Genomic DNA, 26,287 nt, shown 5'->3' with positions numbered 1-26,287 from the left:
TACCAGCCACCACCGAATCTAGCGCAGCGTTCCCCTGTTGCGTCAATGTTCACAGTCCCGGTTTTTTGTTCACGATCGCTTGACTTTTAAGACAGTCGCTACATAAATATATCTTTTAAAAAACTCTTGGTTTCAACATAGATGAGGTTTATTACAAATTCAATTGTTATAAAGCAAATAGTCAGAAGAAAGACTACAAATATGTTTATTATTTTTGAATTTTGAATTACTTATGATGATAGTAATCTTTTTAGTGATTGGTGTTATCCTCAGCACAACTGCAAGTTTTGTTTTTGGAGTTCCTTGGTTGATGCCGATTTTAGGTACTGCTGTTCCCTATCCCATTTTCTTGTTACAAATACGTCGTCAACAATATAAAAGTGCTTTTTGGTGGATGTTATTGTGGGGAGTGTTGCAGAGTATTGCCGTAATTGTAGCAACTGCGATCGCACCAGAAACAGCAGCAAAAGTCATCCTTCGTGGACAGTCATACACTACAGAGATGTTTCACTGGATTCGCACGGGAGAAGGTATGGAAGGTTCACTCAACTTATTTTTACCAAACCATTTATTGCACTACGGGATTTTTTGTATTCTCTGCGTTGCCACTATTAGTAGCGTGGCATTGATATTCGGCACTTGGATGCTGAACTACATGAATTTTTATGTTGCAGAACTAGTAAAAGTTAGTGCTAAACCTTGGTTAGCAGCTATTTTAGGGTGGTATCCTTGGTCATTGTTGCGGATAATCGGGTTTATCGCCACTGGGGTAGCTTTAGCTGCATTAGGATTAAATCTAATAACTCGCATCAGAGGCGAAGTTCCGAAGTCTCCCTTTCCGAAAACTTATATGTTAATTGGGATTGGTTTTGTGATTGCGGATATCGTTGTCAAAGCAATTCTCGCACCTATTTGGCAAAAACTGCTGTTGTCTGCGTTGGGTTAAATTCATTTGGTTGCCAGAATTTTTTGGTAGGCTTGGATTGTTTGCCTTGCGATCGCATCCCAGCTAAAATTTTCCAAGGCGTATTTTTGGGCGTTTAATCCCCGGCGTTGGCGTTCTGCGGGATTTTCCAAAGCCTCTTGCAGTAACTCTACGAGTGCTTGAATATCTGTTGCGCCCACCCAACCCGACTCACTATCACGTATTTGTTGACAAATATGCACTTGGTCAGAAATGACTACGGGTACACCTGCAACCATCGCTTCAGCTACAGCAATCCCAAAATTTTCGTAGTAGGAAGGTAAGACAAATAAATCAGCCGCTTGTAGTAAACTAACTTTGAGTTCACCAGTGACAAAGCCTGTAATTGTAGTGTGCGATCGCAGTGGTGAATTTTGAATTTGGGATATTATCTTTTTTTCGTAATCTGGATCTTGTGGATTTGTCCCAGCTAAGACAAAATGAAACTTATAACCAACCGCTAACAGCTTCTCTAGCGCCGGAATCAACAAATTTAACCCTTTTTTTGGGTCAATTCGTGACATGAACAGCACTAAAGGCACATCTTTTGGTATTTCTAACTGACTACATACATTTTTAATAGAAGATTGACGGGGAATCACACCCAAGGGAATCACCAAATCTGGTGTAGATACTCCAAATCTTTCTGATATTTTAGCTTCTTGCTCGCTGGTAAAATGAATTGCTGCCGCACTAGCTAAATTTTGACGTTCTATAATTGCAACATAAAGCTGTTTTAATTGCTTTTTCTTCTGTAAATCAGCCGGATCGAGAGTACCCAAAGGACGGAAAATATAAGGTAGCTTTTGCTGGCGACATACAATAGCAGCAGCGCTAATTATTGGCGAGAATAGAGCATGGATATGTGCTATGTCAAACTCGTGAGCATGAAGTTTTAGCCAGTTTAATAAATCTAGAGAAAATTTGTAGCGGCGAAACGGCGCACAACGAAAGTAAATTATTTCATAGCCATCTTGTTTAATTGGGCGATTTAAAGGAACATCCAGAGGTGTTTGACCATTATCGCCATTACTATCAGTTGTGAGAATTGTAACTTCCACTCCCTCTTTTACTAACGCCGGAGCTAATCCAAGTACCATTTGACTCGGGCCACCGTAAATTAGAGAAATTGAGGGAACAATTTGTAATACTTTCATTTTTTATTTGCTCATGATCAACTCTTGATAAAACTCCAATTGCTGTTTAGCCAAAGCTTTATTGGTATATTGAATCATTGCTTTTTGATAACCCATTTCGCCAAGATTATGAGCAAAATCGGGTTTATCCATTAATTGAACTAAGCAATTAGCAAGAGCTTGAACATCACCTTCAGGAAATACTAAACCAGCATCGCCAATTACATAGGGAATTTCCCCAGAATCAGAACCCATAACAGGAACCTGACAAGCCATCGCCTCAATTAGCACATGACCAAATTGCTCTTTCCAGCCAGCAGAAGTTAAGGTTTTAAACTTGTAAGTTGTTTCTGAAGGTAATATTAAAGTACTCATTAAATTTATATAACTTGCAACCTCGTTATGAGGAACACTTTCGATTAAAATTAATCGTTCTTTAATATTGTTTTCTGCTGCGATTCTGAGTAATTCAGTTTGCAACTCTCCTCGCCCCAATAGTAGTAATTTCCAAGGTTTATTTTTCAATGTAATTAAGGCTTGCAAAAGCGTTAATAAACCCTTCTCTTGCACAAATCGCCCTACAAAACCTACTACAAAATCTTCTTTCTCAATACCCAACTTCGCTGCTAAGTCTGGTTGAGCTTTGGGAGTAAATAAACTTTCATCTATGCCCAGTTGCGGCATGACTTTAATTGCTCCTGTATATCCCCGTTGTCGCAAAACTTCTGCTCCATCTTGATTGCCAGAGATAATGCCGTGGCTGTGGTTGAGGTTATATTTTTCTAATAAAGAAATTGGTAGTTTCAGTTGGTAAGGAAGATTCCACCAAGTAAAAAACACATTTTTTGCTTTTAGTCCTAATAGCTGATTTAAAGCAATCATCTGAGTATAAGCCAAGGCTCTAGAACCTTGTTCAACTTGGATGATTTGCGGGCGAAATTGTTTTAATAAAGATATCAAATCCGCGCCAAAGGTAAGAAGTCCCTGATGATTTTGACTAAAATTAGAAACTGGAACTATTCTAAATTTGCCTTCATCGCGGTATTCAGTTTCAATAATTCTGTTTTGTACACCGCCTGGTTTCCAGCGCTTTGGGACTACAACTGTCACTTCAATGTCAGGTTCTAGTTGAGATAAAGCGCGTAATTTTTCACAGTTAAGGTCTACGATATAAGTGTGACTAGCAACTAAGATTTTCATCTATTCTTTGTTATTCACTAATGACTAATAACCAATGACAAATGACTAATAACTAAACTTGTTTATCCAATCGACTGTAAATTTGACCATCGTTCCATAGTGATTGGATGACAGTACCCAAGGCTTTGAAAAAACCCAAAATGTAGAAAATACCGCGAGTAGCAATTTTGATGGGAGAACCACTTTTATGGCAAGGTGGTCGTCCCAGAACGTGACAGTCAAATAAACGACCGTATAGGCGTAAAGCTTGAGTCGCAGTCAGGTTTTTCAGCCCTAGTAGGAAATGGTTGTGGTAGAAGGTGAGTTGATATTTTAGCGATCGCATACTAATATCATGACAACCCCCTGTTTCTTCGCCTAAATGCACCAAATGGGCTTCTGGGTCGTACCAAATTTTATATCCCGTCTGTCGCACCCGCAAACAAAAATCTGACTCTTCGCGCACTGCACTACCGCGAAACCTCTCATCAAATCTCAGCCCATACTTAGTAAAGATTTCGCGGCGAAATGACATATTACAGCCCCTCGCTGTCAGCACTTGCTGAGGTTTGGTGGTATGTACTAAATCAATATGATACCAAGCAATTCCTGGGTCCATAGCTTCGGGAGGCAAATATTCAATCTGTAAATCTCCTCCAGAATCACCTAATTTCATTCTGTCAAACACCCGACCGGCGACAGCCCCCACTTCTGGATTTTGCAAATAATTTTTAGCATGGGCTGCTAACAATTCTGGGGTTAGCTGAACATCATCATCAATAAATAATATTATTTCACCAGAAGAACGCCGCACAGCATAATTTCGCGCCCCTGGCAAACTTGCCCAATCTAATCGCAACCATTTAATTTTACCTACATCTGCCATTTCTTCTAGGTAGGCTTGAATTTCTGGTTGGTGCGTTGAGGTTTGGTCTACTACTAAAACTTCAAAATTGGGATAATCCTGTTTCAGGACATCTACAATGCTATCTCGTAAAGCTTCCTCTCTACCATAAGTCGGGATAACTACAGAAATTAAAGGATAATTATTCATGATTTTTATTAAGTAATTTTTCTATTTTGATAATAACCTGATAAAAATTAATTTTCATTAACTTTACTAAGCTACTCTTGTCTTAATTTACAGTCATTCAATAACCGAATAACTGATTAAGATTGCTTTTAATTATTTATACTCCCGCCGCAGCCGCATAGAGATTATCAAATAACTCATTTTGCTTTTCGGAGTTATGTACAAGTTGCGCTTGAGCTAATGCTCCTGCACTTAGAAATTCGTAATGTTCTCGTTTATCACTTCTATCAAGAAATTGCATGATTTGTTGCAATGCTTGTTCTGCTAAATAGTCATAAGTGCTATCGACAATTTCCCAATATTCATCAGTTTTAGTTTTCTCTCCATGTAGCCAATTGCTCCAGTGCCTAATTTCATTAATTGGTAACTCTAAAATATAGCCATTTTCACCATTACGAACAAACTCTGGTAAGGCACATACATTTGTCGTAATTACAGGAGTTGCAACAGAAAAACCTTCAATGATACTATAGCCATAAGTATCATGTAATGTTGCCATTAATTGAAAATGGCTTTGCGACAATAGCTCAAGAACTTTGTCATTAGGAATATTTCTATGGAATACAACGTTACTTAATTTCAGTAACTTTAAATCCTCTACATATTTACTGCGATCGGGGAAATCAGTTGGAACACCTGAACCATGTTCCAGTCCCGATATTATATGTACAGTAATCGGCAAACCTAGTTTTTCAGCTTTCTGGGCTAGTCTTAAAGCAACAACTCCGCCTTTACGGGCAATATGATTCCCTATAAATACAAGCTGGAGATTTTGTTGTTCTTGATAAAGTTTTGATTGCTTAACTTTTATTGGGAAGTTGGGATGAATAACATCCACTTTCTTACTTACTTTTTCTTCTATTTTCCAACCTTCTATCCGCTTGATTAATCTCAACTTTGCATAATCAGAAATTGCAATAATTTTTTGACAATTGTCTAGTGCTAATCGATTATTTAATAATTCATAAATTGCTGCCTCAACTTGATTTTGAGGATTTCTATATAAAACACGATGATCCTCAAAGGTGAGAAACCAAGGTTTATTTGTATATAAAATTCTGTTGAAAGAATGAATTGCTTGGTATCTTTGCCATACAGGTTGCCAAGCCATAAAACTGGCTAAAGGATACCAAATTTTTTCTATAGGATATCTGCCTGCGGGGAAAGGCTTGGGGTAGATGAGTGTATGTCGAGAATTTCGAGGTAAGTTGGGAATGCTGAGGTGTTTTTGACCTCCTATGATAACTTTTGCCATTTTTATTTCATTTAAATTGTTTTTAGACGTTTTCTCTTGTTTTTTTGCTCAGGGTCGGCATCTTCCTTATCTTGTTTCTCTAGTTCTGGCAGTTTAAAAAGAACTCCCGCAAAAAACCAATAATAGACAGCAACTGGGTCAACATCTAGAGGATAGTAGTAAGTGTTGTAGCTAATAAACAATATAAACACCCATAAAGCTGCTCCGTAACTGCGGAAATTACGGTTCTTTATGGAACGATAGGTTTTAAAGCCCATAATTGTTAAAGTTGTTACCAAACCCAGAAAAGCTAGTACTCCAATAATTCCAACTTCAAAAAGGACTTTGGGATAGTAAGTTTCTACCAGTTTAGTTTTACCCATTGCGCGGGCAGAGTTAGTTGCTCTACCTAAGCCACTTCCCAAAGGTCCATCTACATTTTTCCAATTCTCTTCAAATTGCTGGACGATAAAATCTTGAGGTGGTGAAGCGTCCCAGCGACTGGTAAAACTCTCGGTTCTCTCTTGGACGACGGTAGGGTTACTTATCATCACAATTCCTAAAACTATAGCCAGTCCTATCCCTATGGGGATAAATTTTTTAAGGTTGCCAATTTGACCAGTCAGCAATAGCAAAATCCCGAAACAGATTGGTACTAAGGCTAAGGCGATTCTTTGTCCAGAAATTACAGCATTGATAAAGACTGTCACTAAAGAACCTAAACCGACTAGCCGCCAAATAAAAGAGGGATCGGTGAAGCCAGTGGCAAAGGTAAAAAAGGTGCTGGAAATTAAGAACCACGCCCATTGCCAAGGGGCTACAAATGTTCCTGGCAGACGAATTACTCCTTCTTCGGGACTATATAAAAGCGCTCCACCAAAATAACACCGGGCTTCTAGTGATGTGACAAATAGGGCATTTCCTTCAAGACCTCTAGTGCCTTGACATATACCAGTTAGTAGTAAGAGGTATTGGATACATCCCAACACACAACAAACCAGTGTGAGAACAATTTGGAGACGCGATAAAAAGAGAAAATCCCGCTTATCCCGAATTAGATAGTAAGCACAACCAATTAGAGGGACATAGCCTAAAAATACTTTTAGCCCCAAAATTCCCATACCTAAAGGTATTTCTTTCTCTGCTTTTTCTAACAGTCCGACGCTAGGCGGGTTAAACTGCTGTCCACCATTGACAAATAAGAGTGTTAGTACACTGCAACCCAAGACAATATAAAGCGGAATTTTAATGCCTTGGGGAATAATTAAAGGTAATCCCTGCTTTCGACAAGTTTGCCAAAGTCCAATTAGCGCTGGAACATAAAAGGCATCTTTAGCTAATTGGAGTATGGGACTACTGCCTAAATAGTAGGTGATAGTACCCCCAACAGGTACGTAAATGATGAAGGCATATAGCGCTTGGCGCGGGTATTTATAAGAAAGGGACATGATGATTATCCCTAAAACACCGGGGACTGCTGCTTTAATTCCACCTACGAAAAAAAGCACAACGCCAACGAATAAACCGCCAAAAGTGGCGGTGGTGAGTAAACTAATCAGTTCTTTACGTGCTAGGGCTGCTTTGCGTTTTTGGGCTAACTGTTCTTTGAGACTAAGAGTAGAAGTTTCCTTAGAAGTCTGCTTTTTCGATTTTTTAGATGTCTTGGATTTTGACTTTATTTTCGGCATAGTAGCGCTGTAGCCTATCAGCATCAAGGTAATACATTATACTTGACAAATATTTTGGGATTGCTGTAAGTTGTACAATCCAAATTCGTCCTTAACTGATTGATTTAATAATTTGCGATTAAAAATGTTAAATTTTAATCTTTTGGAATTATCAAAAAGGTTTTCTCCTGTGTCCAGAATATAAACTGCTCCTGGAAATGGTAATGATTTAATAGCTTTTCCTTTATTCTCTAAAATATCTCTAACTTTACCGTGATCTATATAATATCTATAGTATCCGTAGCCACGATTATACTCTGCGCTTTCGGGCAAATAGTTCAGGTCGTAGCGAATAATGTTACAACTACCGCACATCTTATAAAAATTCCTTCTTTTAATATATACATATTTACTACCTTCCTGATATTTATAACCTTTGTTAATAACCCATCCATCAGAATCAGGATGTTGTTGAATAAATTGGGCTAATTTTTTGCTGACACAATCATCAGCATCAATTGCCATAGTGTGAGTCGGAGAAAATTGTTGAGCATAAATCAATCCTTTCAGGATTTTACGCCCTTTATCTGTGTCTCCTTTCGCTACAGGGTTAGTCTCGTTGGGAGGAGAAAAATCAACTGTAAGATATGTAATATGAGAATGGGTGAATTCTATTTTTGGCTTTTCGTGACAAACAACAATAACGTGAAAGTTAGGTGAGGTTTGGTTACAAACTGATTTAATGCATCTTTCAAATAATTGGGTAACACGTTCCCAGGAATTGGAAAATTTTGCACTTTTAAGTGGGATAACAAAAACAAGCATGATATTATCCTTGGATAAAGTTTAGGAATCTGCTTTGAGTTTTAAAGTTAATTTGCTTAAGAGGCAATAGTAAAAGAAGCATTTTTGAGTATTGCTGAGTTTGTTTAAAAATAAAATATGAGTTTTATAGGGAAGAATCTCGAAGTAAATAATAACACGTTCAGACTGATGTGATGACGTGGTGAGTTTTTTGATAATTAATTAGTCGGACATTATATAACAATACAAATAAAAATGTCACAGCTTCTACAGATAACCAAGGCTGGTTAATTTGTAGAAGCTGTGACGGGAAATTGGCGTTTGTTAAAAGCTGAGATAATAGCTAATTTAGTCCATCAGATGTTGCTGGACTTTTGAAACTAATTCATTTGTCCAGTAGTTGGTAAGTTCGGCATTGGCAGCTTCTACCATGACTCTGATTACTGGTTCTGTACCAGAGGCGCGAACCAAGATTCTACCAGAATCACCCATTGCCGCTTCAGCAAGAGCGATCGCTTGTTGCACCGGTTCGCAATCTTGCCACCCCAAACGGCGATCGCGATCTGTAACTCGCACGTTTCGCAATATTTGCGGATATGTCTGGAAGCTTTGATCTACTAATTCTGCTAGGGAAACACCCGCTTCTTTCACCAAAGCTGCGATATGCAAGGCTGTTAACAAGCCATCTCCAGTTACAGCATAATGACGGCAAAGAATATGACCTGATTGTTCGCCGCCTAACATTCCCCCAGTTCGCTGCATTTCGGCTTGTACGTATTGATCGCCGACTGCGGTACGAATTAATTTACCACCAATTTGTTGCCAAGCTTTTTCAAAGCCCAAGTTGGCCATGACTGTAGATACAATCAAGTTGTCTGGTAGTTGTTGGTTTTTTTGTAAATGCCGTCCCCACAGGTAGAGAATGTAATCGCCGTTAACTTGTCTGCCAGTATTGTCTACTGCTAAGACGCGATCGGCATCGCCATCAAAGGCAAAGCCGATATCGGCGTTGTGTTCTTGGACTGTGGCGGCAAGAATATCTAAATGAGTGGAACCGCAGTTAACATTAATGCGATCGCCATCTGCTTCGTTATGCAAGCAGATCACCTCTGCCCCCATTTCTGTAAAGACTGATGGCGCTAACCCCACTGCTGCACCCCACGCCAAATCTAAAACAATCTTCATTCCCTGAAGATTGAGGGCACTGTTTAAGGGTTTTTTTAACGCCTCGCCATAATGCCCCACTAACTCAAAACGTGAGTAATGTCGTCCGCAATTACTGACTTTAGCAATAGGTGATATTTTCCCACGCAGTCCCGCTTCTATTTCTGCCTGTAATATTTGCGGTAACTTTCCACCATTTGCACCAAAAACCTTAATTCCATTATCCTCTGGGGGATTGTGGCTAGCAGAAATCATTACTCCACCGATCGCATCACTGATGCTGGTGAGATAGGCAATGCAAGGAGTGGGACATAATCCCAAATACCAAACTTCTAATCCTGCTGCTGTTAACCCTGCACTCAAAGCCATTGCTAGCATATCGCTGGAGTTTCTAGAGTCCTGTCCGAGAATGACTGGCCCTATTTGAGTAGCATGGTTACGTAAAACAATCCCCGTCCAAAAACCAACTTGCAATGCTAAGGGCGCACTCAGCAATTCTCCGACTCGCCCGCGAATGCCATCTGTACCAAATAAAGGATTTGCCGGTAGTGGGATTAAATTCAGTCCAAAACTGCTTTCAATCCCTTTGCCCAATCCTTCAGCTTCGGAAGGAGAATCTCCAGGAATGCCTGGTATCCGAGTTATAGATGAAACCATATATTTAAACACTCCACACAATCACACTGAAAAATAGCGCTTTAGACTTTATTCAGCAATTTTGACATGCTTTTTCTCTTTAGAAATTCGTCTGCTTTTACGTAATTATACTGAATTACAGACTTTCTAATTGTAAATATTTCATGAAGCCAGTATTGGTTTTTACATTATTAGTAAAGTCTCCATATTTTAGCTAATTATTCCTTTTATGCCATTAGCTTGAGTCGTGATTTTTATCTGTATTTAGTTCACATTTTGCAATGCTATGAACAAGAAATACAATGTAAGGAATATTACCTAGATTTCATTATGAATATTTTTAGAAAAACTAATAATGAAAGCAAAAGTTAGCTTATAACAACAGAAAATCAAAACACCGGAATGTAAAGTTATATTACCGTACTTTTATTGCTGTGTAAAAAACTACAAAGTCATCGCCGCTTAAAAAATTTTAATATAAATTCTCATCAAATAGTTTTAAGGTAACGTTTTAATGGCTTTTTTAGCCGTTAGTGAATTAAAACTCGGCAGTTAACTTTTTAAAGTTGAGAAATTTAGCATGAGCAGCAATTTAGCAACCAAATTACGTGTAGGCACTAAGAAAGCCCACACAATGGCAGAAAATGTAGGTTTTGTCAAGTGCTTTTTAAAAGGAGTAGTAGAAAAAAACTCTTACCGGAAACTAGTTGCTAACTTCTACTTCGTCTACTCAGCGATGGAAGAAGAAATGGAAAAGCACCGCCAGCACCCAATTCTTTCTAAAATCAACTTTCCCCAGCTAAACCGCAAGTATACCTTAGAGCAAGACCTGAGTTATTACTTTGGTGCTAACTGGAGAGAGCAAATCAAACTATCTTCCGCAGGTGAAGCTTATGTAAAGCGCATCCGAGAAATCTCTGCCACAGAACCAGAACTGTTAATCGCTCATTCATATACTCGTTACTTGGGCGACTTATCTGGGGGACAAATTCTCAAAAACATTGCTGTAACGGCGATGAATTTGTCTGATGGGCAAGGAACAGCTTTTTATGAGTTTCCAGAAATTCCTGATGAGAAGGGATTTAAAGCAAAGTATCGCCAAATTCTGGATGAATTACCCCTTGACGATGCGGCAACCGATCGCATTGTTGAAGAAGCAAACGCCGCCTTTGGAACGAACATGAAGATGTTCCAAGAATTGGAAGGCAATTTGATTAAAGCGATCGGTGTAATGGTGTTCAACAGCCTCACACGCCGACGGACACGCGGTAGTACTGAACTCGTCACTGCTGAGTAACGGTATTGACATTGCGGAGTATGGTGTGTGGAGTCTAAGTCCAGATAGCCTGATGCAAGATAATTCATAGATATTTCTGGAATAAGAGCGATTAACGCTCAAAATATTTAGGGGCAATAGCCTTGTGACTGTTTTCTATTCGTGAAAGCAAGCATGGGGAGATTGCCCCTCAATTGTGATTAAAGGAGTTAGGAGCCATTCGATTTTAGATTTAGGATTCAAAATTAGGTAATTTCTGGGCGATCTTCATCCTAAACTGGATATTGCTGTGCGATCGCTATCTTTATCTTGTAGCGGTAAATCATATCTATCATACAGAACTTTTATATGTCGGCTAAATTGCTCCTCGATAAAATAGCTGCTAGAAAATTCACTTGCAAAAGAAACTTGATGAAAGTGATAATCTAGATTTAGTAGATTGTAAACAAGTCTTAAAGAATAATCATCGTCCAGAAATCTACATCAAATAGTGAAATACCATATTTTCCTTCCAACCTCCGATTTAAAGTTTTTAGTAACCAAGACCATTGAGGTTTGAGGGTGGGATCGATACGGTTCCCAAATACAGGATTAAAAATTTTCCAGCCAAATTTATAGTTGCTCCTCACAGAAGGTTAGTAGGAGAAGTTGCAAGATATGCAATTAATCGAAACTGAAGAGTCTCAAAATTATCTTGATTTAGCTAAGTCTTTAGCAAAGGAATTTGCCGAAACTGCTGTAGAGCGGGATGCCCAAGGGGGAACACCAAAACATGAACGCGATCGCTTGCGCCAAAGCAACTTACTGAAACTGATCGTACCCACAGAATACGGTGGTTTAGGACAAAGCTGGATTACTGTTCTGCAAATTACCCGCGAGTTTGCCAAAGTTGATAGCTCTATTGCTCACGTCTTTTCTTACCACCATCTAGGTGTCGTTATTCCTCATATCTTTGGTTCAGCACAGCAAAAACAGCGATATTACTCAGAAACTATTCACAACAATTGGTTTTGGTGCAATGCCCTTAACCCTTTAGATAAAAGAACTACTCTGACACCAGAAAATGATTATTTCCGTCTCAACGGCATTAAAAGCTTTTGCTCAGGCTCTCAAGACTCGGATATATTGCCGATCGCTGCCACTCATCAAGAAACTGGTGAATTGAATATTTTGGCAATTCCCACCCAACGGCAAGGCGTTACAGTTCATCATGATTGGGATAATATGGGGCAACGCCAAACAGATAGTGGTAGTGTTACTTTTGAAAATGTGTTGGTATACCCTGAAGAAATTCTTGGTAGTAGAGACAAAGCCAATCAACCCTTCAATACTATTCGTGCCTGCTTAACTCAATTGAATCTTGCTAATATCTACCTGGGAATTGCACAGGGAGCATTTGAAGCGGCTAAAACATATACTTCCACTAATACCAAACCTTGGCTGACATCAGGTGTAGAGAGTGCAACCCAAGATCCTTACATCCTTCAAAACTATGGCAAAATCTGGGTTGATCTCCAAGCAGGCGTGTATCTTACTGAGCAGGCGGGAGAATTACTACAAGCAGCTTGGGAGCGGGAATGGTCACTTACCGCCGAACAACGGGCAGAATGTGCGCTTTTGGTTGCTACTGCCAAAGTCTTCGCAACTAAAGTTGGTTTAGACATTACCAACCGGATATTTGAAGTTATGGGCGCACGCGCTACTAGTGCCAAATATGGCTTTGATCGTTATTGGCGTAATCTCCGCACATTCACTCTGCACGATCCAGTAGATTACAAAATCCAAGAAATCGGAAAGTGGGCATTAAATGATGAACTGCCAAAACCCAACTTTTATTCATAGTTATAGCGATTCTTTCATCAAGCTAAAGACGCTTATGTTGCCCACTTCACAAGATTGGATAGTTTATTATTTGTTGAAAATCCTTTAAGAAGCAATTAAGTTCTTGAGAGCATATTGAGCTTCAGTGTTTTCTAGATTTATTTGTAGCACTGCTCGAAAAACTGCTGCCGCCTCTTGTTTTGAGCCATCACCAGATTCACCATAAGAAATCTCTCTGCCAAGTTTGATGTAAAGTTTTGCCATTTGGCGACGTGGCAATATTTTCAGGCTAACCATAGACTTTCAGCTTAAAATAACTAAGTCAATCTTCAAACCAAGCTTAATCTCAGTATTTAAGTTTGTAACCCGTAAAACTTCTCATACTGAGAAAATCAGGCAAAAATATGGCAACGAAAATTCCTGTCACAGTGATTACAGGCTTCTTAGGTAGTGGAAAAACCAGCCTAATTCGCCACCTGCTACAAAACAACCAAGGTCGTCGCATTGCCGTTTTAGTCAATGAATTTGGCGAACTCGGTATTGATGGTGAATTATTAAAATCCTGTCAAATTTGCCCCGAAGATGGTGAGGGCGACACTAATATCTTTGAATTAACCAACGGCTGCTTATGTTGCACCGTACAGGAAGAGTTTTACCCGACGATGCAAGAGTTAATCAAGCGGCGGGATAGCATCGACTGCATTTTGATTGAAACCTCTGGTTTAGCCTTACCAAAACCATTGGTGAAGGCTTTTCGCTGGCAAGAAATTCGCAACGCCGCCACTGTGGATGCGGTAATTACGGTGGTAGATTGTGCGGCGGTAGCAGCAGGGACATTTGCTAGCGATCCAGATGCGATCGCAGCCCAGCGCCAAGCAGATGATAATCTAGAACATGAAACACCCTTGCAAGAACTGTTTGAAGACCAACTTGCTTGTGCAGACTTAGTGGTGTTAAATAAAATTGACTTGGTGGATGCTGAGACAAAAGCGAGAGTTGAGGAATTAATTAAGCAAGAGTTGCCCAGAGTGGTGAAGATTGTCGAGAGCGATCGTTCTCAACTAGACGCATCTATATTATTAGGATTCCAAGCCGCAGTTGAAGATAATTTAGATTCTCGTCCTAGTCATCACGATACCGAAGAAGACCACAATCACGACGAAGAAATTACTTCAACTAATTTAGTTTTGGATCGTACCTTTGATCCAGAAAAGCTGCAACAGCAGTTAGAGAAATTAGCACAACAACAAGAAATTTACCGGATAAAAGGCTTTGTCGCAGTGCCAAATAAATCTATGCGTTTGGTAATGCAAGGTGTAGGAACCCGATTTGATAAATTTTACGATCGCCCCTGGAAACCTGAAGAAGCCAGGCAAACCCGCTTAGTTTTTATCGGACGTGATTTGAAGTCTTCAGAAATCGAATCGCAACTTGTAGCTTTATAAGTATAGTCAGATCCCCGGCTTCTTTAAGAAGTCGGGGATCTATATTCTGAGAAGATACGAGTTAGGAATCACTCGTTAATTCAAAACAAATAATAACTGAAAATTCTTCACTTTACAAAAATATGACGATCTCTCAGCTATTTAACGTCGCCAACCTTTTCGTTTTGCCATTTTGGGCGCTAATGATTTTATTGCCAAACTGGAAAGTTACACGGCAGATAATGTCATCATATTTACCCTTTGTGCTGTTAGCCGGAGCGTATTTGTATTTGTTTATCAGCAGTATTACGCCAGAAAATGCCCAAGCTTTATCAAATCCTCAATTAGCTGATATTGCACGATTCTTTACAGATGAAACGGCTGCTGCAACAGGTTGGATTCATTTTTTAGTGATGGATTTATTCGTCGGCCGTTGGATTTATTGGGAAGGGCAAAAAACAGGTATTTGGACAATTCACTCTCTTGCACTGTGTTTGTTTGCTGGCCCTATGGGATTACTGTCTCATATCTTGACTTACTGGATTGCTAAGACATTTTTCCCGAAATTTGAGCAGAATGAAACGGTGACAGTAGGAGAAAAAGCTGCCTCATAATCTGGCACGTAGTAGGGTAGGATAGCTGTGCTACCCTACTTTAATAATTAACCGTTGTCGTGTCTATAGTCGGCATCTAACCAACAGCGTGGTAGAACTTCACCCGAAGGAAAAACGAGATTTTCCTTTTTAAAAGTATCAAGTTGCTGTTCTTCTTGACCTTCTTGGTCTTTTGCATGAACAACATCATTATTCGGGTCAATTAATTCCTGAATTTCAACAATCTTGACTAATTCGCCACTATCTTTGACTTGTAAAAGCATAGAAATTGCCTCAATGAGTTTGCATGAAAGTTCAAAGCGAGTCTCAATATAAACTCGCTCAAATCTAAACTGATTTTGAACGCGGATATTCCTTAATTATTAAAGGAAATTTTTATCAGAAATCCACACAGAAATTACACGATATTCATCTGTGTGTCTTTAGAGTTAACTTTTATAAAATAGATACAGCAAAGATATACCTAATTCAGCAACTAAAATAGAATTAGGAAATGCTGATTAATAAAATTGTCAAACTAAGATAATCTTGGTTTTAGCAATTAGAACTCGCGTTGATATTTTTCTAAAATATCAACTAAAGTAACCTGGCATTGCAGTGGCAGTAAATCGATTAAAGGAATTTCACTTCTACCGCCGCCAATTTTTACTGAAATCGATTCCAAGACTTTTAAAACTTGGTCTTCATTTACACTGTTGGAAGTAATTAAAGGATAGAGTCGTTCGGCAACAAGGGTATGCAGTTTGGCATTGGATAGATAAAGATGCCATTTGGCAATGTCTATGTAGACATTTTCGCCAATTTCAGCTGCTAGGGCTTCTAGTAATTCCGTGGTGTTAGTCTTAGCCATAAAAATAACCCTACATTAAGAAAAAGTGCGAAATCTCAGGCTTTTTTACATTATCACTCAATTAAAAGGCTGATTCCACTACCACAGGTTACAATCGCCCCAGCATTAGTAGTCCGTCTTCAGGTGGATTTGGGTGGAGTTTCGGTGTAGTTAGCGATCGCACTAATATAAATCAGATGCGCTAACACTATTCCTGTCCAACTTAAAGTCACCCAGGGCAGCCACTCCCAGGTAGTGCCTTTCAAAATGTGGAAAAACCACAAGCCAGAGTTAATCGTAGCAGCGATCGCTACGTGGGTGGCAAAATTCATCCGATCATCGATCTTACGATAATCAGCGTCTTTGCGATCGGGTTTGCGAGGCCAACGAGGAGGCATAAATATTTGTTACAGATTTAAATACACCCTATTTATTCTAAGGTTTTTGTGGCAGTGGTTGCTATTAGACCCTTACAACCGGAAGAAGCAGGGGGCAAGGGAGAGAATACAAAATTACCTCTTTCCCCCCTGCTCCGTTGTCCCTGCCCCTCTGCCTCTTTTCTTTCCCCTCTGCTCCCTGCTCCTCTGCCCCTCTGCCTCTTCCCAATGCCCCATGCCCTATAGATAATTCATCAACCTAGTGGATGACCTTTTAAGTTATCTCAGTTAAAAATGATTCATCTGTTTGATAGAGGGAGCAAATATATCCACTTGTGAATATGGAAAGAACCTTTAGAGGTGAATAAAAATGGCTAAGGCAAACCCAGTTGAAATGCAAAAACACTTAAAAGGTGTTGACTACCCTGCTGGAAAGAAAGACTTGATTAAGCACGCTAAAAAGCAAGGGGCAGATAAGGAGATTATTTCTCTGTTAGAGAAACTGCCAGATGATGAGGAGTTTGATAGCCCAGCTGATCTCAACAAAACTATAGGTGAGATAATCTAGGTTATTGCTCTGGCGGGGAATAATCTCCTGATTTCCCGCCACTCTTACTTATTAAACGAATCGATTCAATTTGAATCGACTTCTCTAAGGCTTTTGCCATATCGTATAAAGTCAGCGCAGCTACAGAAACAGCAGTTAAGGCTTCCATCTCTACACCAGTTTCAGCTTTAGTTTTGACTGTGGCTTGAATTTGATAACCAGGTAGTTGCGGGTCGGGTATAATTTCGACCGCTATTTTTTGCAAAGGCAACGGATGACATAGAGGAATTAAAGCGGCTGTTTGCTTGGCTGCCATAATCCCAGCCAATCTTGCAGTTGCTAATACATCACCTTTTGGGACATTTCCGGCTTGAATAGCAGCAAAGGTTGTTGGTAGCATTCGCACATTGGCAGCAGCTACTGCTTGGCGGATGGTGGGTGCTTTATCAGACACATCTACCATCTGTGCCTGTCCGTGTTGATCTAGATGAGTTAAGCTGGCAAAATTAGATAGAAAATTATCTTGCGTCATTTAGTTGAACGTGTTAATATAGATTGTCGGTGAGGGCGTGTAGCTCAGTGGACTAGAGCACGTGGCTACGGACCACGGTGTCGGGGGTTCGAATCCCTCCTCGCCCGTTTTATCAGGCTAAGAGTCAAAAGTTAGGAGTGAGGAATTAAATTTCCTCACTCCTAACTTTTAAGTTTTTCAAGGCATAAGCATCTGGAGCTAGACCTAGTGCAAAGCGCAGGGAGTTGGGTAGGTTTTTGCTCGACTGGGTGACGAAGATGACAAGTGCAACAGAAGTCATCGCAGCACCGTAGCCAAACATATCGCGGTAGCCGACTTGTTCTGCGATGATGCCCAAAAGAGGAGCAGCGATCGCAATTCCGAGGTCAAGTCCAGCTATGCATAGAGCAAAAATTTGTCCCCGTTCTTCTGGCAGTGAACGGTCTGCCATCATCACGATCATCATCGAGATTAGTGTACCACCACCAGCACCTTCAGCGATCGCAGCCAATAAGAAAACCATCGGACTGTGAGCCTGCCACAGCAGGATTAACGCTAAAACATAACAAAAAATACCAAAGGTGATAAACAAACCACGACCAAAGCGATCGCTTGCTTTACCAGCAAATATCCTGATACTAAAACTAGAAATTGCCGAAGCTGTAAAAAACAGTCCGCCATTGAAGTCTACCTGACTGGATTTGAGGAACAACGAGACAAAGGTATGTACAGCACCGATGGACAAACCAACCAGCAACATAACTAGAGTTGGAACTTTCACCTGTGGACTGTTCAAAATTTGCCAATAATTGCGTAGGCGTAGCCCGTCGTAGACATCCTCTGCCTCCGTTTGCTCTTGTGTCTGCACTGGCGGATTTATGACTTGTACAATTCCCAAGAGAGCGAAAAAACCCAATTCCGCAGATACCAGAAATAATATTCCGTAACCACTTGTAGCTTCTAAATACCCACCCAAGGCAGGGCCAATTGCTAAACCAAGGGGAGTTCCTAGTGTCATGTAACCAATGATTTCGCCACGAGTTTCTGCGGGAGCTAAATCTGCGATTAAGGCACTGTAGCCAGTTGTAAAAGCAGCAACGCTAATACCGTGAAAAATCCGCACCATGATCAACAGCCCAATTGATTGAGTTGCCAAGTAACCAAAAGGTGCGATCGTAGCTACTATCGTACCAATCAACAAGACAATTTTTCGACCACGTTCATCGGCTAACCGTCCCAGCATTGGGCGAAATAGCAATAACCCAATGGCGAAACTGCCCATCACAATCCCAATTTCTTGCTTGCTTGCGCCCACATCATCGATGTAAAGCGGTAAGGTTGGTAAGAGCGAAGACAAACTCGACCAGAATAATAAACCTGCTGTAAATAAAACCAGCAGGTTGCGCCGTAGTTCGGTGTCAAAAGTATTAAGTGCTTTCAAGGTAGATGCAATTGGATGAGTTGTTTGTCATTTGTCATTTGTCCTTTGTTATTTGAACAATGACTAATGACTAATGACTAATGACTAATGACTAATCATTACTATTGTTACGTTACTTAACATTTTTTGCTACTACTTCTCGCACGCGATAGATAGGCCGCCCTTGAGATTCATGGTATGTACGCATAAGCAATTCTGCTAAAAGACCAAAGCAAAATAACTGCACCCCAGTTACTAGCAGGAGAACAGCTAAACTTAGCAAGGGGCGATTGCCAATCATCTCACCTAAAGCTAATTTGACAAAAGTCAAGTAAATTCCGATCACTGTGCCTGAAACCATTGAAATCAAGCCCAACAGCCCAAAAACGTGCATCGGACGGGTGAGGAATTTTTTCATAAATAGAATGGTTAACAAATCCATCAACACCCGGAATGTCCGCCAAATCCCATACTTACTGCGACCAAAACGACGGGCGTGATGACGCACGGGTATTTCAGTAATTCTAGCTCCTTCGATGTACGCCAAAGCCGGTAAAAATCGGTGTAGTTCACCGTAGAGGTTCATATCTGCCAACAGTTCTGCACGATAAGCTTTCAGCGAACAGCCATAATCATGAATATTCACGCTAGTAGTGCGACGAATTAGCCAGTTAGCAATTTTGGAAGGAAGTAACCGATTTACAGCACCATCTTGGCGATTTTGCCGCCAACCACTTACCAAATCGTAACCCTCATCCAGCTTTGCTAATAACATAGGGATATCAGCCGGATCATTTTGGAGATCGGCATCTAAAGTAACGATCGCTTTTCCGACTGCATAATAAAATCCAGCAGCCATCGCCGCAGTTTGTCCGTAATTGCGACGCAAAATTACCGCCTTTAAATCAGTGCGGTTTTGCGCCTCTTTTTTCAGAAAATCCCCGGAACCATCTGTAGAACCATCATCCACACAGATGATTTCATAATTTACCTGGCTAGAAGATAAAGTAGATGCGATCGCTTCTAATAAAAGCGGCAAACTTTCCACCTCATCATGTATCGGCACCACCACCGAAACATCTGGGACAATAGCCGAAATCACCCCATTCTCCTCACTCAACCCTTGATAAACCTTCCCACTCCTCATATACCCCTGCGTCCTCAGCGTCTCTGTGGTTCGTAACTCTTAAAAACTCTACCAGCACCTCGGAGCTGCTGATAATACGACAGACTAACAGCATCTCCCTGTTCCGAGAGAATATCAACCCCAATTCCATCCCGTCCCTGATCTTTACCAGAACTATGGATGTAATAACCATCCGCCAAATAAAGTGCGACATGGGTTGCTTTTTGGTTAGTTCCAAAAAATACCAGATCCCCGGGTGCTAGTTCTGCAATCGTAATTGGTTGGGTAAATCCTTCCTGTTGATAGGCATCTCTAGGTAGCCAAATCCCCACCGAAGCAAACGCCGCCTGCATCAATCCAGAACAGTCATAATTTGGCCCAACCGTACCACCCCAAAGGTAATAATTTGATTGTTGCATCGCTTTTTGGGTAAAGGCGATGACCTCTGCGAGGAGTTTCTTAATTTCAGATTCAGAAAATGTTGCAGCCTGATAAGGTACAGTAGCAGGTTGTAATGAATCAAAATCTGAAAGAGATAACCATCCCGGATAGTCATCTTCACACAAATACACCTCGACCGCTAAATTTTGACGATTTGATGTTACCCACAAATGCCTCCCAGATGCAGATTGAGTTGCTAAACGTGTACATTCAGGAGAATCATATAAATTTAGGTCAGCTAAACACTGATACTCCCCTAATTTTGGATTTTGGATTTCGGATTTTAGATTAAAGGACATTATTAGAGAATGATTTTTTTTAATAAAGACGAACAACTCGAAAATATTGGTAATGGCATTTTAGATGCAACTTGGGCAGCATTTCCGACTTTAGCCCGGAATCAAATTGCCCTGACTTGGGTTGTTTACGATCCACCAGTGCTAGTAAATACTGGTGGGGCGCTGACTCCCAACGCTTTTTGGGATCATCCAGTCCGTGGTTTTACTTATCGCGGTGTTGAACGGATTTATCCCGCCAGTGTAGTCAAGCTATTTTACCTGGTGGCGGTAAATGAATGGCTAGAAAAAGGCATGAGTCAGACCTCCAAGGAATTGGAACGCGCCTTGCGGGATATGATTGTCGATTCTAGTAACGATGCTACCAGCTTGGTTGTGGATATTTTAAGTGGTACTACATCCGGGCCCGAATTACCAACCGGGCCCTTTGAAACCTGGAAATATCAGCGTAATATCGTTAACCGCTATTATCAATCTTTGGGTTGGGAAGAAATGGAGACGATTAATGTCTGTCAAAAAACCTGGGGTGATGGGCCTTATGGACGAGAACGGGCATTTGCGGGAGAGTTACTAGAAAATCGCAATATGTTGACAACAAATGCGATCGCTAGGTTATTGCATAGTATTGTAGGTGGCGTGGCGGTTTCCAGTGTGCGATCGCAAGCAATGATGGCTTTACTCAAACGTCCTCTCAATGATTTACCCACTGACACCGAGGAGAATCAAGTAACAGGTTTCTTGGGTGGTGGAATTCCTAAAAATGCTCAAATTTGGTCAAAAGCAGGCTGGACAAGTCAAGTTCGCCATGATGCAGCGTATATTGAGTTACCGGAACAGCGCCCTTACCTCTTAGTGGTATTTACTGAAGGTAAAGTGCAGGCTAAGAGTCAGGCTATTTTGCCCTTTGTTTCTGGGCTAGTTGCTGATGCGATCGCCAATCTTTAGCAATCCTAAATCATTCGCGAATAACAAGATCCCCGACTTCTTCAAGAAGTCGGGGATCTGAGGCTAACGATTTTCACAAATCAAATAGGATTGCTATATTTCAACTTAAATTCGTCAAACTTCACTACTTCCGAATCAGGTTTGTGAGTGTCAAAGCGATAACTACTTATTGTCCCTGCCCCCGTATCAAAAATACTAAAAACCGTAATATTATTACTCGAAATATAAGGTATCGGCTTTCCATCTTCACCCAACAAAGGGGCAATTGTGGGCACTATTGGTTCCAAACCATTGGGATCGCCAACCTTAACATAATCCTCTTGATATCCAATTGGCACTTCTCGCTTTCTGTCACCCCAAGCAGCGCCGTAAGTATTGCCCACATTAGATGTTTCTAGAAAGTGCATTCCACTGGGACTAACAAAACGATTCCACAAATGGGAATGCCCATAGAATACTAATTGCACATTAGCCGCTTCTAATAAAGGCACAACATCGCGGATAATATAATCTGCATCTTTGGGGTATTCGTAACGCACAGCTTTAATATTATTACCATCTCGTTCAATTATTTGAACAGGTTCTGTATAAGCAGGAACTATATTATCACCCAGAGTATGGGGAGGATGATGGAACATCACAACTTTGTATTTTGCTTGTTTAAACTCAGGGCTGTTGAGTTCTGCTTCTAGCCAATTATACTGCTTGCTGCCTTTAGCAATTGGCTCGTAAATTAGCTGTCCATAACCCCAATCTTCAGGATTATTTAAATCCTTTTCAGTTTCTCTATATCTACCCTTACGCTTTCCATCTAAGCTAGGAGTCCGCCACATATTCGTAGCGTAAAGTACTACCAAACGTACATCACCAAAGCTAACTGCATAATACCTTTTTCCACCCTCTTTACTTTTTGGTAAAGAGAAAATCTCTTCGTAGGTATTAGTATTAAAAGAATTATCTATTAAAGATTTGTCTCGATAAATTTTTTGAGCAACGACGCGGGGAATTGTATCATCAAATTCATCATTTAAACTTCCCATCCTGGCAAATCGCCCCATCACCTCATGATTACCAATGCAAGTAAACATGGGTGCGTGTTGAATTATTTGTCCACCAGTGTAGGTTATCTTAATGTCGTTGTGCGTCATTTCATAAGTAGCACGACCTTGTAAGCCGGGAAACAACGCACCACCACTATTATCATCAAACCATTCTGAGGCGCGATCGCTAACATTCACTAAATCACCAGCAAACCACACCCCATCAACTCGTCCAACTGTTTCTACCACTTTTTGCAGATTTGCTGCTGTCATCGGCTTTAATTGATGATCTGAGGTAAGTAAAATTTTTAGTGGTGTATCTGGTTTGGGAGTAGCTGCAAGGGTAAAAACATCACTGTTAATACTCTCGCCGTCTTCTCGCACACTCGTAACCCGATAGTTTAACCGCACACCAGGAGTTAACCCACCTACCTCAGCCTCATGTCGCCAAATGTCACGCTGAACTGGTTTTTGATAAACTTCACCGTCTTTGGTTTGGTTTCCAACTCTTGATTGCTGGTCTTCACGAGTGCGATTGAGTTTAGTAGTATTTGCCTTAGCAGTTTGTTTAAGATTTTCACCGTAAGTTACTGTGTGGTTAACACCAGCAAACTCAGTGAACCAAACTACTTGCACTGAGGTTTCAGTTGGCACTTGTAAAAATGGATCGGTGAGCAGTTGGGGTGCTGATGTCATAATTGTTTGCCCAAATGAACGCACGCTTACCAGAGTAAGGCATATTACAAGCGCAAGCATAGCCACTAAGGAAATTTTACGGCTGTGTAAGCGTCTGAGCATGAGTAACATCCCAAATTTTTAGAGTATTCACCGACTGAACGCAAGCTTCGTTCGTTTAGTCATTAGTACTAATGATTAATGACCAAGGACAAATGACCAATAACCAATGACCAATGACTAATGACTCTTAACTAAATGGTTTCCAACCTGCTAGCAAATTCGGGTAAGCTACAGGTGTGGGGAAAATGTTCTGGAAGCCAGTTTGACGTTCTTGTGGCTTTTCTTTACCCATATTCCAAAGGGATTCATAGAAAAAGAAGGAGACTCCAGCAAAATTGCGATCGCGGATTTTTTGCACTTGTGTCTGAATCTGTTGCATCGGCACAGATCGGTTTTTTAACCCAGCCAAAATGCCCACACTCACTGGAATATGGCTCTTTGCTGCTTTCACTTCTGGATATTCTAATTCGTTAACAAAAACATTCAAATCATCACGATATATCTGCAAAACTAAGTCTTCAATAATTCCTAGCCGTTCCCACTTTTGCCAGTCCGCTAAAAAGAACTCGTAGGAAAAACGTTGAGGATTAGGTGCAATGGAAACTAGGCAATCTTTTTTAGTAGCTTTGATGGTTTTGAATACCCGTTTCATAAACTCGGTAATTTTGTTAGCTCTCCAACGCACCCATTCTGGATCTCTAAAATTTTTGGAGGGAGCTTTACCACGGTGTTCTTTTTTGTAAAGTGCCACTGTGTAAGCATCGTAACCTAATTCTGATGGTAAGCCAAAATGGTCATCAAATTGAATGCCATCAATATTGTAGTTTCTGACAATTTCAACGATTAAATCTTGGATAAATTGTTGTACTTCTGGGCGAAAGGGATTTAGCCAAACACGGTTATGCGTGCCTTCTTTGACAATCCGAGTCCCGTCGCTGCGGCTAGTGAGCCATTGGGGACGATTTTTAGCTAATAGGGAATCGGCTGGTGCCATGAAGCCAAATTCAAACCAGGGAATCACTGTTAGCCCTTTTTGATGTCCCACATCGACAATTTCTTTGAGGATATCTCGCCCTTGTAATCCGGGTGTGGGATCGAGCGATCGCCCAATTACTTTTTGGGCAACTTTACTGGGATACAATGTATATCCCCAATTCCAAACCGCCGGATATATGGTGTTAAAATTGAGTTCATCAAGGCGTTGCAAAGATCCCTTGAGGCGATCGCGCTCAAATAACACATCACTATCAATATTCGTTAACCACACCCCCCTTAACTCAGATGCTAGTTTTGGCGGCAGATTAATTTGAGCGTTCAATGGGAACGATAGCATCACCGTAGCTACCACACTCAAGGTAACGATAACGGCAAATAACCCCGACTTTCTGCTTTGGCGAATATTCCACCAAGAAGGATCAACACACCACTTGACAAACCTTTTCATCATTTGCTACAGACATTATCCAATTATGAACAATCAGCATGAATAGCGATCGTTTCGATTGTAAGCGGTGACATACTCCCACACCTCAGCAAGCTGTAGGTGTGGGCTTCTCAGCGACTCCCGGTATCCCGTCGGACATTAACTGAGCTTTAAAGTCGGGATGCCCCACCGACCTATTTTTAATTACAATGGCTGCGTTATGATCACGATCCAAAGAACAACCGCAACTGCATTCATGCCATCTTTCATGCAACTTTTTAGGGACTTTTACCCCACAACTAGAACATTCTTGAGTTGTGCCAGATGCTTTAACAGGGATTACCAACAAACCAGCATTTTCGGCTTTGTTTGTCAGTTTTGATAAAAAATTACTCCAACCAGCATCATGTACAGATTTTGCAAGTTTAGATTTTGAAAGCCCTTTTATATTTAAGTCTTCATGAGCAATTACATCATACTTTTTCAGTAAATTATTAGCAGTTTTAAAATGAAAGTCTTTGCGTTTATCAGCAACCTTTTTATGCTGTTTACTCAAACGCTTAATAGCTTTTTGTCTGCGATTACTTCCCGAATTGCGTCGTGAAACACGCTTTTGAATAACTCTTAATCGTTTTTGTGCTTTGCGATAGGGTTGAGGAATAGCTACTGTTTCTCCATCAGCAGTTGTTAAAAACTCCTTCAGTCCCATGTCAATACCAGTTATTGATTTTGGGTTAATATCTGGTTTGATTTCTGGAACTGTAGAATCTTCCAGGCTGAGAGTTAAGTAATATCCGTCAACCTTTTTGCTAATAGAAGCCGTTTTAACCTTAAATCCATCAGGTAACGAACGATGCAAGATAACTTTGATTTTACCTAGTTTTGGTAAATCAATTAAATTACCTTCCAAACATCCGTCTTTTATTTGTGGATATGTGAAAGTGCGGTATCTACTGCGAGGTTTAAATCTTGGCTTACCGCTTCTTTTACCATTACTATCCCCTTTTAAGAATTTATCAAAAGTTACCTTAACTCGCTTAACAATATCTTGCAATACCTGTGAATAAATATCACCATAATGAGGATGTGTTTTCTTAAGTTCGGGTAATGTTTTCTTTTGAGAATAATAGTCGGGATTATCTCTCAACTCTAGTAGGTGGCAAACAAGAGGACAAGCGTTAACCGGACAACGATTTTGCTCATACCAATTAAATCTATCTGCCAGCAAGTAATTATATTGGGCACATAGCATAGATAACCATCTATCTATTTCTGCCACTTGTTGTTTTGTTGGGCGTAGTTTGTACTGGTATGCCGTCCTCAACTGCCACCTCTTTTTGTTAAAAGTAGTTTATCCTATATGTGACAACAATGGGTAGCCATACATGAAAACTACTAGATTAAATGTGAGAATGTCTGAGAAACGATTAAATAAGTTGCGACAATACGCAGTAAACAAGGAGAAGACAATAACTCAAGTAGTAGAAGATTGGATTGATAGATTGCCCAACGCGGAAACTGACAAAAACTCAACTACCCCTCTCTCGGTCAAATCTACGGTTTGATATGGTCAAGGGGTGTT

25 protein-coding genes and 1 tRNA gene are annotated in these 26,287 nt (G+C 40.4%); 8 read left to right on the top strand and 18 right to left on the bottom strand.

Translation table 11 applies throughout. From position 1 onward, the window contains the following. Positions 1-232 precede the first annotated feature (232 nt). Positions 233-946, top strand: coding sequence for a hypothetical protein (locus H6G86_RS21385; RefSeq protein ID WP_190935986.1), 714 nt, complete (start codon positions 233-235; stop codon positions 944-946). A 2-nt stretch (positions 947-948) separates the two neighbouring features. On the opposite strand, the gene hpsP is transcribed toward H6G86_RS21385, so the two are convergent. The 7 genes from hpsP to glmM all read right to left on the bottom strand — a co-directional run bounded on the left by hpsP (position 949) and on the right by glmM (position 9,898). After that, positions 949-2,121 carry a hormogonium polysaccharide biosynthesis glycosyltransferase HpsP gene (gene hpsP / locus H6G86_RS21380; RefSeq protein ID WP_190935985.1) on the bottom strand — a complete coding sequence of 391 codons (1,173 nt, stop codon included), beginning with the start codon at positions 2,119-2,121 and terminating at the stop codon, positions 949-951. 3 nt (positions 2,122-2,124) lie between these two features. Next, positions 2,125-3,300, bottom strand: coding sequence for a hormogonium polysaccharide biosynthesis glycosyltransferase HpsO (gene hpsO / locus H6G86_RS21375; RefSeq protein WP_190935984.1), 1,176 nt, complete (start codon positions 3,298-3,300; stop codon positions 2,125-2,127). A gap of 52 nt (positions 3,301-3,352) precedes the next feature. Continuing rightward, positions 3,353-4,333 (bottom strand): hormogonium polysaccharide biosynthesis glycosyltransferase HpsN, encoded by a 981-nt coding sequence (gene hpsN, locus H6G86_RS21370; RefSeq protein ID WP_190935983.1) that lies wholly within the window; start codon positions 4,331-4,333, stop codon positions 3,353-3,355. Positions 4,334-4,469: 136 nt separating this feature from the next. Then, positions 4,470-5,627: a glycosyltransferase family 4 protein gene (locus H6G86_RS21365; protein WP_190935982.1), complete on the bottom strand. Its 1,158-nt coding sequence runs from the start codon at positions 5,625-5,627 to the stop codon at positions 4,470-4,472. Positions 5,628-5,638: 11 nt separating this feature from the next. Continuing rightward, positions 5,639-7,294, bottom strand: coding sequence for a hormogonium polysaccharide biosynthesis protein HpsL (gene hpsL, locus H6G86_RS21360; RefSeq protein ID WP_190935981.1), 1,656 nt, complete (start codon positions 7,292-7,294; stop codon positions 5,639-5,641). A gap of 36 nt (positions 7,295-7,330) precedes the next feature. Continuing rightward, positions 7,331-8,098, bottom strand: coding sequence for a glycosyltransferase family A protein (locus H6G86_RS21355; RefSeq protein ID WP_190935980.1), 768 nt, complete (start codon positions 8,096-8,098; stop codon positions 7,331-7,333). 327 nt (positions 8,099-8,425) lie between these two features. Next, positions 8,426-9,898: a phosphoglucosamine mutase gene (gene glmM / locus H6G86_RS21350; protein ID WP_190935979.1), complete on the bottom strand. Its 1,473-nt coding sequence runs from the start codon at positions 9,896-9,898 to the stop codon at positions 8,426-8,428. Between the two features lie 559 nt (positions 9,899-10,457). On the opposite strand from glmM, the gene H6G86_RS21345 reads away from it, so the two are divergent. Next, entirely contained in the window at positions 10,458-11,174 is a 717-nt protein-coding gene (locus H6G86_RS21345; protein WP_190935978.1) for a biliverdin-producing heme oxygenase, read from the top strand. Between the two features lie 636 nt (positions 11,175-11,810). Beyond that, entirely contained in the window at positions 11,811-12,995 is a 1,185-nt protein-coding gene (locus H6G86_RS21340; protein WP_190935977.1) for an acyl-CoA dehydrogenase family protein, read from the top strand. Positions 12,996-13,079: 84 nt separating this feature from the next. Here the strand turns inward: H6G86_RS21340 and H6G86_RS21335 are convergent, their stop codons facing one another. Then, positions 13,080-13,271, bottom strand: a complete 192-nt coding sequence (locus H6G86_RS21335) for a hypothetical protein (RefSeq protein ID WP_190935976.1) — start codon at positions 13,269-13,271, stop codon at positions 13,080-13,082. 107 nt (positions 13,272-13,378) lie between these two features. On the opposite strand from H6G86_RS21335, the gene cobW reads away from it, so the two are divergent. Both cobW and H6G86_RS21325 read left to right on the top strand, forming a co-directional pair. Beyond that, a complete protein-coding gene (cobW, locus tag H6G86_RS21330) occupies positions 13,379-14,419 on the top strand; it encodes a cobalamin biosynthesis protein CobW (RefSeq protein ID WP_114082012.1) in 1,041 nt (346 codons plus the stop codon). Between the two features lie 122 nt (positions 14,420-14,541). Next, positions 14,542-15,012: an ABA4-like family protein gene (locus H6G86_RS21325; RefSeq protein WP_190935975.1), complete on the top strand. Its 471-nt coding sequence runs from the start codon at positions 14,542-14,544 to the stop codon at positions 15,010-15,012. Between the two features lie 47 nt (positions 15,013-15,059). Here H6G86_RS21325 and H6G86_RS21320 read toward each other — a convergent pair whose 3' ends face one another. The 3 genes from H6G86_RS21320 to H6G86_RS21310 all read right to left on the bottom strand — a co-directional run bounded on the left by H6G86_RS21320 (position 15,060) and on the right by H6G86_RS21310 (position 16,239). Then, positions 15,060-15,275: an acetyltransferase gene (locus tag H6G86_RS21320; RefSeq protein WP_190935974.1), complete on the bottom strand. Its 216-nt coding sequence runs from the start codon at positions 15,273-15,275 to the stop codon at positions 15,060-15,062. 278 nt (positions 15,276-15,553) lie between these two features. Beyond that, positions 15,554-15,862 carry a DUF3181 family protein gene (locus tag H6G86_RS21315; RefSeq protein WP_114082015.1) on the bottom strand — a complete coding sequence of 103 codons (309 nt, stop codon included), beginning with the start codon at positions 15,860-15,862 and terminating at the stop codon, positions 15,554-15,556. 119 nt (positions 15,863-15,981) lie between these two features. Continuing rightward, positions 15,982-16,239, bottom strand: coding sequence for a 2TM domain-containing protein (locus tag H6G86_RS21310; protein WP_114082016.1), 258 nt, complete (start codon positions 16,237-16,239; stop codon positions 15,982-15,984). A gap of 349 nt (positions 16,240-16,588) precedes the next feature. Here H6G86_RS21310 and H6G86_RS21305 point away from each other — a divergent pair, with 349 nt between their 5' ends. Further along, entirely contained in the window at positions 16,589-16,786 is a 198-nt protein-coding gene (locus H6G86_RS21305) for a DUF2795 domain-containing protein (protein WP_114082018.1), read from the top strand. 1 nt (position 16,787) lies between these two features. Here the strand turns inward: H6G86_RS21305 and moaC are convergent, their stop codons facing one another. Then, on the bottom strand, positions 16,788-17,297 hold the full coding sequence (gene moaC, locus H6G86_RS21300; RefSeq protein WP_190935973.1) for a cyclic pyranopterin monophosphate synthase MoaC: 510 nt from the start codon (positions 17,295-17,297) through the stop codon (positions 16,788-16,790). A gap of 33 nt (positions 17,298-17,330) precedes the next feature. Here moaC and H6G86_RS21295 point away from each other — a divergent pair. Then, positions 17,331-17,404, top strand: a tRNA-Arg gene (locus H6G86_RS21295). Positions 17,405-17,442: 38 nt separating this feature from the next. Here the strand turns inward: H6G86_RS21295 and H6G86_RS21290 are convergent. The 3 genes from H6G86_RS21290 to H6G86_RS21280 all read right to left on the bottom strand — a co-directional run bounded on the left by H6G86_RS21290 (position 17,443) and on the right by H6G86_RS21280 (position 20,562). Next, positions 17,443-18,717, bottom strand: a complete 1,275-nt coding sequence (locus tag H6G86_RS21290) for an MFS transporter (RefSeq protein ID WP_190935972.1) — start codon at positions 18,715-18,717, stop codon at positions 17,443-17,445. 112 nt (positions 18,718-18,829) lie between these two features. Then, positions 18,830-19,843, bottom strand: a complete 1,014-nt coding sequence (locus tag H6G86_RS21285; protein WP_190935971.1) for a glycosyltransferase family 2 protein — start codon at positions 19,841-19,843, stop codon at positions 18,830-18,832. Between the two features lie 14 nt (positions 19,844-19,857). Continuing rightward, on the bottom strand, positions 19,858-20,562 hold the full coding sequence (locus tag H6G86_RS21280; RefSeq protein ID WP_190935970.1) for a C40 family peptidase: 705 nt from the start codon (positions 20,560-20,562) through the stop codon (positions 19,858-19,860). A gap of 9 nt (positions 20,563-20,571) precedes the next feature. On the opposite strand from H6G86_RS21280, the gene H6G86_RS21275 reads away from it, so the two are divergent. Next, entirely contained in the window at positions 20,572-21,504 is a 933-nt protein-coding gene (locus H6G86_RS21275; RefSeq protein ID WP_190935969.1) for a serine hydrolase, read from the top strand. An 80-nt stretch (positions 21,505-21,584) separates the two neighbouring features. Here H6G86_RS21275 and H6G86_RS21270 read toward each other — a convergent pair whose 3' ends face one another. The 3 genes from H6G86_RS21270 to H6G86_RS21260 form a co-directional block, all read right to left on the bottom strand. Further along, a complete protein-coding gene (locus H6G86_RS21270) occupies positions 21,585-23,240 on the bottom strand; it encodes a purple acid phosphatase family protein (RefSeq protein ID WP_242064905.1) in 1,656 nt (551 codons plus the stop codon). A gap of 229 nt (positions 23,241-23,469) precedes the next feature. Continuing rightward, entirely contained in the window at positions 23,470-24,726 is a 1,257-nt protein-coding gene (locus H6G86_RS21265) for a glycoside hydrolase family 10-like protein (RefSeq protein WP_190935992.1), read from the bottom strand. Positions 24,727-24,811: 85 nt separating this feature from the next. After that, a complete protein-coding gene (locus H6G86_RS21260; protein WP_190935967.1) occupies positions 24,812-26,029 on the bottom strand; it encodes an RNA-guided endonuclease InsQ/TnpB family protein in 1,218 nt (405 codons plus the stop codon). Between the last annotated feature and the right edge of the window lie 258 nt (positions 26,030-26,287).

It is taken from the genome of Nostoc sp. FACHB-133 (genome assembly GCF_014698055.1).
Classification (GTDB): domain Bacteria; phylum Cyanobacteriota; class Cyanobacteriia; order Cyanobacteriales; family Nostocaceae; genus Nostoc.
This window is presented reverse-complemented; position numbering and strand designations above follow the sequence as displayed.